15 protein-coding genes are annotated in these 12,705 nt (G+C 48.1%); all 15 read left to right on the top strand.

Annotation, left to right across the window (positions count from 1 at the left end; all coding sequences use genetic code 11):
- Window positions 1–57: 57 nt before the first annotated feature.
- The 15 genes from ylxM (at window position 58) to codY (ending at window position 12,534) form a co-directional block, all read left to right on the top strand.
- Complete coding sequence (ylxM, locus tag OEL90_RS00265) at window positions 58–423, top strand: YlxM family DNA-binding protein (protein WP_291400391.1); 366 nt, start codon at window positions 58–60, stop codon at window positions 421–423.
- A 38-nt stretch (window positions 424–461) separates the two neighbouring features.
- Window positions 462–1,796: a signal recognition particle protein gene (ffh, locus tag OEL90_RS00260; protein WP_291400393.1), complete on the top strand. Its 1,335-nt coding sequence runs from the start codon at window positions 462–464 to the stop codon at window positions 1,794–1,796.
- 73 nt (window positions 1,797–1,869) lie between these two features.
- Complete coding sequence (gene rpsP, locus OEL90_RS00255; protein WP_291400395.1) at window positions 1,870–2,127, top strand: 30S ribosomal protein S16; 258 nt, start codon at window positions 1,870–1,872, stop codon at window positions 2,125–2,127.
- Window positions 2,128–2,160: 33 nt separating this feature from the next.
- Complete coding sequence (locus tag OEL90_RS00250; RefSeq protein WP_291400397.1) at window positions 2,161–2,391, top strand: KH domain-containing protein; 231 nt, start codon at window positions 2,161–2,163, stop codon at window positions 2,389–2,391.
- Between the two features lie 64 nt (window positions 2,392–2,455).
- Entirely contained in the window at window positions 2,456–2,974 is a 519-nt protein-coding gene (gene rimM / locus OEL90_RS00245) for a ribosome maturation factor RimM (protein ID WP_291400399.1), read from the top strand.
- Window positions 2,971–3,702, top strand: a complete 732-nt coding sequence (trmD, locus tag OEL90_RS00240) for a tRNA (guanosine(37)-N1)-methyltransferase TrmD (protein ID WP_291400401.1) — start codon at window positions 2,971–2,973, stop codon at window positions 3,700–3,702. Before rimM ends, trmD begins: the two co-directional genes overlap by 4 nt.
- 108 nt (window positions 3,703–3,810) lie before the next feature.
- Window positions 3,811–4,158, top strand: coding sequence for a 50S ribosomal protein L19 (gene rplS, locus OEL90_RS00235; RefSeq protein WP_291400404.1), 348 nt, complete (start codon window positions 3,811–3,813; stop codon window positions 4,156–4,158).
- Between the two features lie 69 nt (window positions 4,159–4,227).
- Window positions 4,228–5,112 (top strand): ribosome biogenesis GTPase YlqF, encoded by an 885-nt coding sequence (gene ylqF, locus OEL90_RS00230; protein WP_300686513.1) that lies wholly within the window; start codon window positions 4,228–4,230, stop codon window positions 5,110–5,112.
- Entirely contained in the window at window positions 5,112–5,882 is a 771-nt protein-coding gene (locus OEL90_RS00225; RefSeq protein ID WP_291400487.1) for a ribonuclease HII, read from the top strand. Before ylqF ends, OEL90_RS00225 begins: the two co-directional genes overlap by 1 nt.
- Entirely contained in the window at window positions 5,879–6,241 is a 363-nt protein-coding gene (locus OEL90_RS00220) for a YraN family protein (protein ID WP_291400408.1), read from the top strand. Before OEL90_RS00225 ends, OEL90_RS00220 begins: the two co-directional genes overlap by 4 nt.
- A 12-nt stretch (window positions 6,242–6,253) precedes the next feature.
- Window positions 6,254–6,667, top strand: coding sequence for a hypothetical protein (locus tag OEL90_RS00215; protein ID WP_291400410.1), 414 nt, complete (start codon window positions 6,254–6,256; stop codon window positions 6,665–6,667).
- A gap of 200 nt (window positions 6,668–6,867) precedes the next feature.
- On the top strand, window positions 6,868–8,346 hold the full coding sequence (locus OEL90_RS00210; RefSeq protein WP_300686508.1) for an ATP-binding protein: 1,479 nt from the start codon (window positions 6,868–6,870) through the stop codon (window positions 8,344–8,346).
- Complete coding sequence (dprA, locus tag OEL90_RS00205) at window positions 8,333–9,412, top strand: DNA-processing protein DprA (RefSeq protein ID WP_291400415.1); 1,080 nt, start codon at window positions 8,333–8,335, stop codon at window positions 9,410–9,412. The genes OEL90_RS00210 and dprA overlap by 14 nt, the downstream gene beginning before the upstream one ends.
- Before the next feature lie 249 nt (window positions 9,413–9,661).
- Window positions 9,662–11,731 (top strand): type I DNA topoisomerase, encoded by a 2,070-nt coding sequence (topA, locus tag OEL90_RS00200; RefSeq protein WP_291400417.1) that lies wholly within the window; start codon window positions 9,662–9,664, stop codon window positions 11,729–11,731.
- Window positions 11,732–11,754: 23 nt separating this feature from the next.
- Window positions 11,755–12,534, top strand: a complete 780-nt coding sequence (codY, locus tag OEL90_RS00195) for a GTP-sensing pleiotropic transcriptional regulator CodY (RefSeq protein WP_291400419.1) — start codon at window positions 11,755–11,757, stop codon at window positions 12,532–12,534.
- Window positions 12,535–12,705 lie beyond the last annotated feature (171 nt).

Raw genomic sequence — 12,705 nt, 5'->3', positions numbered from 1 at the left:
AGTAAAAAACCTTTACTGATACAGTCTTCTTGACTGGTAATATTGGCGGTGGCTCAGATGTTCGACAAAAAAATCAAGCTCGGCAATATGTTTGAGTTTTACGGACAACTGCTCACTGAAAAGCAGCAGGAAATCCTGGAAGACTATTGCATACTGGACCTGTCCTTCGGAGAGATTTCTGAAGAGCTTGGAATCAGCAGACAAGCGGTCTATGATACAATCAAGCGCGCTGAAAAGCAGCTGGACCAGTACGAGGAGAAGCTCGGGCTGGCGGCGCGGTTCGAACAAAGAGAAAAAGCCATTCGACACCTCGTCGACGGCATGCAGGAGATTGACTTGAAAATTAGGGAAGACGCTGAGGCAGCTGAATTGCTTGAGCGAATCTCCGAGCTGATCGGGGAAGCGAACGCCATTCTTGAATAGGCTGCTGCAGACACCCGAGTTTTAGGAGGTTTTAACGTTTGGTTTTTGAAAGTTTGGCAGATAAACTGCAAAACACGTTTAAGGCGCTCCGTGGAAAAGGCAAGCTGACGGAAGCGGATGTCAAGGCTGCCATGCGTGAAGTCAAACTGGCTTTGCTCGAAGCGGACGTTAACTTTAAAATTGTCAAAGATTTTGTTCAGAAGGTCACGGACCGCGCGATTGGACAGGAAGTCATGTCGAGTCTGACACCGGGACAGCAGGTCATCAAGATCGTCAACGAAGAGCTGACAACGCTGATGGGTACGACAAGGAGCAAGCTGACCTTTTCATCGAGTCCGGTTTCGGTCTATATGATGGTGGGTCTGCAGGGTTCCGGCAAGACGACAACCTGCGGCAAGCTGGGCAATTATCTTAAGAAGCAGGGTAAGAAACCTTTGCTCGTCGCCTGCGACATCTACAGACCGGCAGCGATCAAGCAGCTTCAAGTCGTCGGAGACAGCCTGAGCATTCCGGTTTTCACCATGGGTGAGATCAATCCCGTGGAGATCACCAAGGCGGCTATCAACCACGCGAACCGCTATGGCAATGATGTCGTGATTCTGGATACGGCCGGGCGGCTTCATATTGACGAGACGCTGATGAACGAGCTGGTGGAGATCAAGAAGGCCGCGAGACCGACTGAAATTCTGCTGGTCGTCGACGCCATGACCGGCCAGGATGCTGTCAATGTGGCGGAAAGCTTCAACGCACAGCTGGGCATTGACGGATTGATCATGACCAAGCTGGACGGCGATACGCGCGGCGGCGCTGCGTTGTCTGTCAAGGCAGTAACCGGCAAACCTATCAAATTCGCGGGCATCGGTGAGAAACTGAGCGAACTCGAGGAATTCCATCCGGACCGGATGGCTTCCAGGATTCTGGGTATGGGCGACGTCCTGACCCTCATTGAAAAGGCTCAGAGCAGCTTCGATGAGGAATCGGCCAGAAAGCTCGAGAAGAAGATGAAAAAGGGCAATTTTGACTTTGAGGATTTTCTTAGTCAGCTGCAGCAAATGAAAAAGATGGGTCCAATCGGGGATCTCCTCGGCATGATTCCGGGGCTTGGCAATCAAAAGGCACTTAAGGATGTACAGGTGGATGAGAAGGAATTCGTAAAGCTCGAAGCCATCATCCAGTCCATGACGCTCAAGGAGCGACGGGATCCCAACCTGATCAACGGCAGCAGAAAGAAACGCATCGCGGCCGGTTCGGGGACGAGTGTCCAGGAGGTCAACAAGCTGCTGAAGCAGTTTGAGCAGACCAAAAAGCTCATGAAGCAGTTTTCAGGCATGGACAAGCGCATGAAGCGCGGCGGCATGAGAATGCCATTCTAGCTAGGAGGATCACGAGGTCATTGACGACCTCGGTCCAGATAGATTTATTAAAATTTTGGAGGTGATGTATAAAATGGCAGTTAAAATCAGAATGACGCGTATGGGTGCTAAGAAAAAGCCTTTTTATAGATTGGTGGTTGCAGATTCGAGAGCTCCTCGAGACGGCAAATTCATCGAGCAAATCGGCTATTACAATCCTATTTCTGAGCCGGCTCAGATCAAGATTGACGAAGAAAAGGCCGTTAAATGGCTGAATGATGGCGCTCAGCCTACTGAGACCGTCAAGGCTCTGTTCAAAAAGCACGGCGTCTACGAAAAACTCGTCAAGTAATTTGAAAGCATGACTCGTGAAGGAGGGATCACCATGGGTGAACTTGTCAAAGTCATAGCAGAGGCACTGGTCGACCACCCGGAGAGTGTTGAAGTCAAAGAAACAGTCACCTCTCAGTCGGTCATCATTGAGCTCAAGGTATCTCCTGAAGACATGGGTAAAGTGATCGGCAAGCAGGGACGCATCGCCAAAGCGCTGCGTACGGTTGTCAAAGCGGCGGCTACACGTGAGAACAAGCACGTCGTCGTCGAAATCATTCAATAACCTGAATCGGCTCACTTCTCAGCGTTCGCTGGAGAGTGGGCCGGTTTTCTATGGAGGTATTTTCTTGAAAAATAATAAGCCTGACCGTTTTGTCGTCGGACAGATTGTCAATACCCATGGACTGCGCGGAGATCTGAAAATCAAGGCGTTTACCTCATCCCTTGATGATTTTGAGGAGTTTGAGACCCTCCTGATTGAGGGCGAGGGTGACAAAATGTTCAAGGTCGACAACGTGCGTTACGTTAAAGGTCTCGTACTACTTAAGTTCGAAGGCATGGATGACATTAACGCCGCTGAAAAATTTAAAAATCGCCAGCTTTACAGACTCCGGTCGGACTACGGCGCGCTGGAAGACGGCGAGCATTTTATTGTAGACTTAATCGGACTCGAGGTCATTGATGAAAAACAGGGTCACGTCGGGACCATCAAAGACGTCATCACCAACGGTGCCCAGGATCTCTATGTAGTTTCCCGTGCAGGCAAGCCGGATTTCATGATTCCTGTTGTGGATGCTTTTGTCCGCAAAGTTGAAATTGAGGCGGGCCACGTTCTGGTCAGTCTGATCGAAGGGATGATGGAGTGAAATTTACAGTCCTGACATTGTTTCCAGAAATGTTTTCAGCGTTTACCTCGACCAGCATCATGGCGCGCGCTGCCGGGCAAGGACACATTGAGGTGGAATGCGTCAATTTCAGAGAATATTCGGATTCCCCCAGCAAACGTGTGGACGACGCCCCTTTTGGCGGTGGCGCTGGACTGGTCATGAAGCCTCAGCCTTTATTTGACTGTCTTCGCAACCTGAACCTGGATGCCGGGGACCGGGTGGTTTACTTAACGCCTAAGGGCAAAACGCTGACACAGAGTATGGTGGTCGACTTTTCAAAACTTGACCGGCTTGTGCTCATTTGCGGCCATTACGAGGGGATTGATCAGAGAGTGATCGACACTTTCGTTACGGATGAGATTTCTATTGGTGACTATGTATTGACCGGCGGTGAGATTCCTGCCATGGTGCTCATAGACGGCATATCGAGAATGATCGAGGGCGTCCTGAACACGGAGGACTCCCACATGGAAGAGAGTCATTATGACGGCCTTCTCGAGTACCCCCATTACACCAGGCCGGCAGTTTACGAAGGTATGGAGGTACCGGAGATCCTTTTATCCGGTCATCACAAGAATATTGAGCTGTGGCGGTTTGAGGAATCTGTCAAATTGACGGGACAAAGACGGCCGGATATGCTGCGCGCCTATCATCAGCGACTGACTGATAAAAAAAAGCGAAAAATCGTTGAAAAGTATCTGAAATAGATTGTGCTCGGCTGTCTGCAATGATATAATGAATTTTGTGAATTACGGCTGTTCCGCTGGCGGGTTAGGTCCGTTAATGAACCGCTCTTGAGAAGGGAGGTTAGCCCCATGAATCAAAACATACTCAAGTCTCTTGAATTAGAGCAACTTAAGTCTGACGTGACGGAATTCGGAGTCGGTGATACGGTCCGCGTCCACATTAAAGTCGTAGAAGGTAAGCGCGAGCGTATCCAGATCTTCGAAGGCCTTGTGATGAAATTCCAGAACGGCGGTATCCGTGAAACGTTTACAGTTCGTAAACTTTCTTCCGGTGTTGGCGTTGAAAAGACTTTCCCGCTTCACTCACCTAAGATCGAAAAGATCGAAGTGACCAGAAGAGGTAAAGTCAGAAGAGCCAAGCTGAACTACATCAGAGACCGCATCGGTAAAGCTGCGAAGGTCAAAGAAAGAATCTAAGCGAAATTGGAGGGACTGTAAAACAGTCCCTTTAATTTTTTACAAACTCTCTGAAAGGAGGGATAAAGCATGAGTCAAACAATTAACTGGTATCCGGGACACATGAAAAAGACCAAGGATTTGATCCAAAGTCATCTTAAACTTGTGGACGTCGTCGTCGAACTGCTTGACGCCCGTATCCCTGAAAGCAGCAGAAATCCGCAAATCGCGGAGCTCACGAAGGGAAAACCCAGAATCGTGTGTATGAATAAATATGATCTGGCTGATCCCAAAGTCACCAGTCTGTGGAAACAGCATTTTGAAGGGGAGGGCGCCAGCGTCGAACTCTTGGATGCGGTTCATGGAGACGGCATTGATCGTCTTATGAAACAGATCGTTGAGCGTATGAAGGAAAAAAGGGCGAGATATCTGGAAAAGGGACGGAATCCCGGTCCGGTGCGCGTCATGATTGTAGGTATACCGAACGTTGGAAAATCAAGTCTGATCAATAAACTCGTAGGCAAAAGCGCGGCAAAGACCGGCAACAAGCCCGGCGTTACCAGGGGCAAGCAGTGGATTCGGATTAGAGATGATATCGAACTATTTGATACGCCGGGTATTTTATGGCCTAAGATTGATTCGAAGGAAGTCGGTCTGAATCTTGCCATGACAGGTGCTATCAAGGATGACATTCTCAACATTGAGGATATGGCCTACGAGCTCCTGCGCCGGCTTGAGATCCACTACCCCGAGGCGCTGACAGCACGCTATGGTGTTGAGGTGGATCCTGTGGCACCAACCATAGAACTGATGGATGCCATAGCACTTCGGAGAGGATGCCGGCGCGGCGGCGGCGACATTGACTATGATAAAGTCGCCCGCCTTCTTCTGGATGAGTTTAGAAAAGGTACTCTGGGCAGATTGTCACTTGAATGGCCGGACGATTTTCTGGACAGACGGGGTGAACTCACTTGATGGCTGGAGACGCAGCAGAAAAGCTGAAAGAAATTATGACGCTTGAAGCGCTTGAACTTTTCGAGTCTCAACTCAAATCACCCGTTACAAAAGGCCTCCTGCAGAAGATCGCTTCCAAACGCAAAAAGTTGGAAAAGGTGACGGAGAAATTTAAACAGATGTCCATCTTTGAGGCTCAGCTCGCAAAGGAAGGTTTGCATCACGTTGCGGGGATTGATGAAGCTGGCCGGGGACCGCTTGCCGGTCCAGTTGTGGCAGCTGCAGTTGTGCTCAACCCTGCAGTGCCCATCTATGGTCTGGACGATTCAAAAAAGTTGTCAGAACCTGTCAGGGAAGCGCTATATGCTGAAATAATGGAAAAAGCGCTGAGTGTGGGCATAGGCTATGCAACCAGTGTAGAGATAGACGAAATAAACATACTGCAAGCGACCAAACTGGCAGCAAAGCGGGCACTGGAGACTATGGACATTGATCCTCAGGCCTTGCTGCTGGATGCCCTCGAACTCGAGAACTGTTCGGTCAGCCAGTTGTCACTCGTAAAAGGGGATCAGCGCAGCGTATCCATAGCAGCGGCTTCAATTATTGCTAAAGTGACACGGGACCATTACATGAAGCGGCTGGGGCTGCAGTACCCGGATTATGGCTTTGACGCCCACAAGGGCTATGGTACAGAACGACATTATGAAGCGCTCAGGCAATATGGCAGAATGCCGGAGCATCGGGCAACTTTTTTGAAATCTTTTAAAAAGGAACCGGAGCGCAGTCTATGAAACAGTCAAATGTAATTGGGCGGTTAGGTGAAAATGAAGCAGCAGCCTATCTTCAGGCGGCAGGTCATAAAATCTTATGCCGAAATTACAGGATTCCTGGCGCTGAGATTGATATCCTGTCTATGAAAGATCATTTGCTTTATATTATTGAAGTCAAAGCGTCAAAGGGCATGGACGGCGATTCGGATCCGCTTGAACGCGTGGATGGCCGCAAGGTGATGCGGATGAAAAAAGCCGCAGGGAGATACCTGTCTGAGTATCCTGCTCTGTATTATTCAGAGATGAGGTTGGCCTTCATAACTGTTGAAGGCGTGGGGCTGAAAACCCCAAGAATCCAATTCATTGATGGTTCCGATTAGGAGGCATGTAGGTTGTATAAGTACAGAAAACGCGATATTTATTTGCAGGCATTTGTCGGTGTCATGTTCATCTTTTTTGGCGGGTTGCTCGGAAACTGGGTCTATTTGTCAATTCTTGGCCTGATAGCGGTCCTGCTCTTCAAAGACTGCCTCAAGCAATTGAAAACCGTCATCGAAGTCAAAGGTGACAGAATTGAACAGCGGGCCGGTGACAAAGTCTTTCAAGTCGTTTATTTCAAGGACCTTCAATTTATAACTCGTACAAAGAGACACAAAAAATGGATCGTGGTCGGCCATGATCGAAACCTGTTCTACATCCGGCCTTCCATAATCAATTGGGAACAGCTGCTCACGGAAGTGCTCAAATATAATAAATCCAATAAGAAAGTCTTCATCCATGAGACTATTGAAAGTATGAAATTTTAAATTGCTTGGGAAAAATTTGTGGCTTGACCAAAATAAAATCATGTCGATCTAGCGGGCGTACTTGGAAGGCGTAGAGTCAACTTCCAGTATACCTGCTTTTTTTAACACTCTTTGGGGATCAACTGAAAATAGAAGATGACAAATATTAACATATGGTATAATATGGAACTGTAATTACATTATATCCTATGGAGGTCGTCATGTACATTCAGGTTTGGTCAGCTTCACCCCAGGGCATTCATGCACATCCTATTGGTGTGCAAGTCAGTCTGAGCAAAGGCGTGCCGGTCTTCAACATCATAGGCCGCCCGGATCATGTCGTCAGAGAATCGCGAATGCGGATTACCTCCGCTTTAAAGTCAGTTAACGTTCGCGTCAATAATAAAAAAGTCACTGTCAGCTTAACACCTTCACACATGTCCAAAAAAGGGGCTCAATTTGATTTGGCTGTAGCAGCTGCCCTCATGTTTTTGTCGGACGGCAAACGGTCGGTCGGCAGTGAGGAGGCTTACATTGGGGAGCTTTCACTGGATGGCACCGTCTGCAGTGTCCAGGGACTATATAATATGATTGAAGGGCTGATCACCATTGGTGTCAATAAATTCTACGTCCCAATGAACCAAATTTCTATGGCAAGATATTTTCCGGATGTTGAGATCTATGGCGTCGGCCAGCTGAGTGATCTGCAGCATCAGATCAGGCCGGCAGCATCCCTTGATATGACGAATAAAAGCGCTCTGCCGATGGTTTTTGAAACAGACTATGGCGACATTGCCGGGCACAGACTTCACAAGCGGGCCATGATGGCTGCCGCAGCGGCTCAGCATCACGTACTGTTGATAGGACCGCCAGGAACTGGAAAAAGCTTATTGGCCAGGAGACTCAAGACAATCCTCCCGACATTGGATGAAACCGCAATGCGTGAAGTTATAAAGATTCACGGTCAGGTAAGTACTGATCTTGATTCAATCCAGGTTTGTGCGCCATTCAGAATACCGCAGACTTCACTGAAGAGAAGTGATTTGACCGGGACTGCGACCGGAAGGCTTGGTGAAGTAACTTTGGCAAACCATGGCGTGCTTTATCTTGAAGAAATGACAGAATTTTCAAAAGCAGTGATAGAAGACCTGAAACGGCCTCTGGATGAAGGCGTCGTTATGGTTGGTGGTCCACTTCAGTCTATGCAGCTGCCTGCCAGATTTACCCTGCTGGCAACCGCCAATCCTTGTCCCTGTGGTTATTTTGGTACAGATCAGCCCTGCACATGCCAAGTGCAAAATATTCAGCGTCACCAGCTGAAATTTAAAGGTCCGCTCGGTGACCGATTTGATATCAAGCTGATGACCAGTGTCTATATGGAAGAAGATTTGAGGAGCCTGGATCCGCTGAACTCCTCAATTATGCGATCAATGGTGGAAAATGCAATGATTCAGCAGCGTCAGCGCTATGGCAGCACAGCGCATAAAAATTCAACCGTTCCAATTGATCTGATTTTTCAAACCTTCGAATCTGAATCCCTCAGGACACAATTCCAGTCCAGATTTAAGGATCAGGGATACAGCTACCGGGATTCGACACAGGTCATACGTCTGGCCCGTACTTTGGCGGATTTGGACGGCGAAGCGGCAATAAGCGCTAAGCATCTTTCCGAGGGGATGGTGCTCCATGGGGACATTTAATGCCTATGCAGCCTGCGCCCTTTGGTTTGAGAACGCCAAAGGCATCAACCGTGCACAAGCCAGAAACTTGCTCGAGGGATGTGACGACTTTGAAGCGATCTTCACGGACGGACCTGAGCGAATCTCACTGGCCACTGCTGACCAAAGGCTGGCTCTAAAGCAGTCACATAAGCCGGATGAGATTATTCAGCGCCTAAGACAAACAGAAAAATGCGGAATGAAAATGATCCTTCCTGCGGATCCGCTGTTTCCTTTCAGACTGAACGAACTTGAGGATCCGCCCCTATTGCTTTATGCGAGAGGAAACCTCGAGCTGCTGAATCATGCAAGGCCACTGGCAGTAGTAGGCACCAGACATCCGACGCAATATGGGATGAAGGTGACGAAAATGCTCACTCAAGCAGCCGTGGAGCACAATGCTTTAATTGTCAGCGGTCTTGCAGTCGGCGTTGACGCTTTGGCCCATGAGACTGCTATGGAACAGGAAGGCGCCACGCTAGCCGTCATGGGGTGCGGGCTGGACGTCAATTATCCAAGTGCAAACGCAGGACTCAGAAAAAGAATTCTATCTTCGGGTGAGGGACTGCTCCTCAGTGAAAAGCCGCCCGGAACACCGCCCTATCCCGCCTTTTTTCCGGATCGAAACAGATTGATCAGCGGACTCTGCGCAGGCATTGTCGTTGTGGAGGCTGTCATCAAAAGCGGCACAATGTCGACTGCGCTTCATGGCATTCAGCAGGGTCGAGAGGTCTTCGCTGTACCGGGGAACATAGACGCGCCGCAAAGCGCAGGAACCAACTTTTTGATTCAGAATATGGCCCAAATTCTGACAACCCCGGATGATTTGTTCGTTCGTCTGGATTGGCGGCTGCCAAAGAAAAGAAGACCCCAGCTTTCTGCGGATGCCGGTCAGCTGCTTACTCTAATCGAGCGCTACGGGGATATGACAATTGATGATTTTGTCGATGCTACAGGATGGCCGGCGGGAAAATGTTACGAATTTTTGAGTGAGCTTGAAATAAAGAGATTGATTCGCTGCTGGTTTGGAAGGTATAATCTAAACTGATGTCTTTACAGAACTTTGTTCAGACGCCGGGTCCGTGAGCTTAAGACATGGATCCGGCGTCTGGATTTTGTTTGGACCGCAGAATTTTTCAGGAAGGATCTGCGGTCAATTATAAGACGGCCGATAGCTCAGACTGGAAGAAAGTGTTGACAAATGGATCCGCATCATATAAAAATTAATATGGTGATTTTTTGACAAGATTGAATCTTTCGAATTTTTTGAATATAATGGTTACATTGGAGGTATTACATGGCTAAGCATCTGATTATTGTCGAATCTCCGGCAAAAGCAAAGACCATAGAGAAGTTTTTAGGAAAGAATTATCAGGTACTTGCTTCCGTGGGACATGTCAGAGACCTGCCCAAAAGCAAAATTGGCGTCAATGTTGAAAAGGACTTTGAACCGGAATACATTAATATCCGGGGAAAAGGAGATGTAATCAAAGTTTTGAGAGGCGCAGCAAAAAAAGCAGACCGTGTCTTTCTGGCAACTGACCCGGATCGGGAAGGTGAAGCAATTGCCTGGCATCTGGGAACTATTTTGAGTATTCCTCAGGAAGAGCCTTGCAGAATTGAGTTTCACGAGATCACAAAAGAAGCAGTCAAAGAAGCCATTCATCATCCACGGCAAATTGACCTGAATCTGGTGGATGCCCAGCAGGCAAGACGGGTTTTGGACCGGTTGGTAGGTTATAAGATCAGTCCGCTGTTATGGCGCAAGGTAAGAAAAGGTCTCAGCGCCGGCCGGGTTCAGTCTGTGGCGACAAAGCTGATCTGCGACCGTGAGAATGAGATCAATGCCTTCATCAAGGAAGAGTATTGGTCTATTGGCATGGATCTCAGACATGTGCCTTCGGATCTGCCTTTTGAGGCGGAGTTGTCTCAGTTCAAAGGCAAAAAAATTGAAATTGGAAACGAGACGGATGCACTAGAGATGAAACGGTACCTGGAGTCTGTGGATCCGGTGATTACCGAGGTGCAGAACAAGGTAAAATCCAGAGCCCCTCAGCCGCCATTCACGACCAGCAGCCTTCAGCAGGATGCCGCGAATCGCCTCGGCTTTTCAGCAAGCAAAACCATGATGGTGGCGCAGCAGCTGTATGAGGGTATTGCGGTTAAGGGACAAGGGACCATCGGCCTCATCACTTATATGAGGACGGATTCTACAAGAATCTCTGAAGAGGCAAAGCGACATCTCTCCGAATTTATTGATCGGGAATATGGTGAGATCTATCAGAATAAAAAAGTCCGTACAGAAAAGAAATCCAAGTCGGCACAGGATGCCCATGAAGCTGTGCGTCCTACTTATGTGCATCTGACGCCTGAGGAACTGGAAGCGTCGCTGACAAAAGACCAACAAAAGCTGTACACTTTAATTTGGCAGAGGTTTGTAGCCTCCGGTATGTCAGACGCGACTTTTGATTCCAAAAATGTGTCCATAGTCGCAGGTGAGGCACTGCTAAAAGCTAATGGGCTGCTTCTGAAATTTGACGGTTTCCTAAAAGTCTACGAGTTCTCCAGTTTTAAAGAAACCCGTCTGCCGGACATTCAAGCAGGGGATCTGGTTCAGCGTCTTCACGTCAAGCCGGAACAGCATTTTACACAGCCCCCGGCAAGATACACAGAAGCGACTTTGGTCAAAGAAATGGAAGAAAAGGGTATTGGTCGTCCTTCGACTTATGCGCCGACCATTGCGACCATCATCAGCAGAGGCTATGTAGAGCGCGAAAAAAAATCTTTAAAACCGACAGAACTAGGGTATATCATCAACGACATAATGGCGGGTTATTTTGAAGAGATCGTCAATGTCGATTTTACCGCAGGTATGGAGAACAAGCTGGATGAAGTTGAAGCCGGCAACATGGAATGGCACAGCATTCTCAGGGAGTTTTACGGCCCATTCAGCGAAACGCTTGCAAAAGCAGACGAGCGGCTGGAAAAACTCGATCTGACAGAAAAAACCGACTTGCTCTGTGAGAAGTGCGGCCATCCACTCAACATCAAGCACGGCAGATTCGGGAAATTTTATGCGTGTTCAAATTACCCGCAATGTGACTACACCAAGGCAATTCTCAATGAGATCGGTATAGACTGTCCGGTATGCAAAGAGGGTAAAGTGGTCGAGCGCAAGACTAAAAAGCTGAAGACTTTTTATGGCTGCAGCCGTTTTCCGGAATGTCGATTCGTGTCCTGGAACCGGCCTGTAGGACGTCCGTGCCCGGTTTGTGGTGAGGCTCTCGTCGAAAAAATCACTAAAAAGAACAAGACCATCCTATGCTCCAGTACCAGCTGCAATTATAAAGAAGTCTCATCACATTAAATAAAACTCAGGGAGGTAATCAGGTGAGCATGAAACTACTAGAAAAAGCAAGAAGACTGAACAAAATTCTTCAGCAATCCGGCAATGCGCCCGTTTCTTTTCCAGATATCAGCATGATGCTCAAGGAAGTGCTTGACGCTAACGTTTACATTATCAGCAAGCGCGGCAAGGTTTTGGGTTACGGCTTGGTTATTGCCGAAGACAGCCCGCTCATTTTTGAGAAGGGCACAAATGTACAAATGTTCCCGGAAGAAATCAATGATGAATTGCTCAAAACTGATCAAACTATGTTCAACATCCCGCAAGATGTCGTCATGAAGATTTTTAAAGGTGATATCAGCAGCTATTCTAAGTTTATTACCATTGTGCCAATCATTGGGAACGGTCTCAGGTTGGGGACCCTCGTCATCGCTCGCAGAGACAACACATACTCTGAAGAGGATATAGTATTGGCTGAGTATGCGTCTACCGTTGTCGGTATGGAAATCATCCGCGCCAAGACGGAAGAGTACGAAGAGGAAGCCAGAAAGAAAGCTGTGGTGCAGATGGCCATCGGAACGCTTTCCTATTCCGAACTTGAAGCCATTGAACACATCTTCAATGAGCTGGATGGCGACGAAGGTCTCCTCGTCGCAAGTAAAATAGCGGATCGCGTTGGAATTACACGCTCCGTGATCGTCAATGCCCTTAGAAAGTTCGAGAGTGCCGGCGTTATTGAATCCCGCAGCCTTGGCATGAAGGGCACTTATATTCGCATAATGAATGATAAACTAATGCCGGAGCTCAAACGTTTAAAAAAATAAGGGTTATCGGATCAAGCTAAAACAAAAAAGTTTTCAAAGCGCGGCGGTTCCTGAGATTATCTCTTGAACGTCGCGCTTGTCTGTGTTATACTTACTAAGGTCCAAAACCGCACTCGTCGGGATTCACAGTAAGGGTTGCCCTGAGACAGGGTCTTTTGTGAAGACGAACGA

This window comes from Acidaminobacter sp. (assembly GCF_030247605.1).
Taxonomy (GTDB): domain Bacteria; phylum Bacillota; class Clostridia; order Peptostreptococcales; family Acidaminobacteraceae; genus Acidaminobacter.
This window is presented reverse-complemented; position numbering and strand designations above follow the sequence as displayed.

Coding starts and splice junctions, on each gene's coding strand:
- dprA (WP_291400415.1), top strand. CDS start 8,333: ATGGGGACATTTAATGCCTATGCAGCCTGCGCCCTTTGGTTTGAGAAC.
- rplS (WP_291400404.1), top strand. CDS start 3,811: ATGAATCAAAACATACTCAAGTCTCTTGAATTAGAGCAACTTAAGTCT.
- ylxM (WP_291400391.1), top strand. CDS start 58: ATGTTCGACAAAAAAATCAAGCTCGGCAATATGTTTGAGTTTTACGGA.
- rpsP (WP_291400395.1), top strand. CDS start 1,870: ATGGCAGTTAAAATCAGAATGACGCGTATGGGTGCTAAGAAAAAGCCT.
- OEL90_RS00250 (WP_291400397.1), top strand. CDS start 2,161: ATGGGTGAACTTGTCAAAGTCATAGCAGAGGCACTGGTCGACCACCCG.
- OEL90_RS00220 (WP_291400408.1), top strand. CDS start 5,879: ATGAAACAGTCAAATGTAATTGGGCGGTTAGGTGAAAATGAAGCAGCA.
- ylqF (WP_300686513.1), top strand. CDS start 4,228: ATGAGTCAAACAATTAACTGGTATCCGGGACACATGAAAAAGACCAAG.
- OEL90_RS00225 (WP_291400487.1), top strand. CDS start 5,112: ATGGCTGGAGACGCAGCAGAAAAGCTGAAAGAAATTATGACGCTTGAA.
- OEL90_RS00210 (WP_300686508.1), top strand. CDS start 6,868: ATGTACATTCAGGTTTGGTCAGCTTCACCCCAGGGCATTCATGCACAT.
- topA (WP_291400417.1), top strand. CDS start 9,662: ATGGCTAAGCATCTGATTATTGTCGAATCTCCGGCAAAAGCAAAGACC.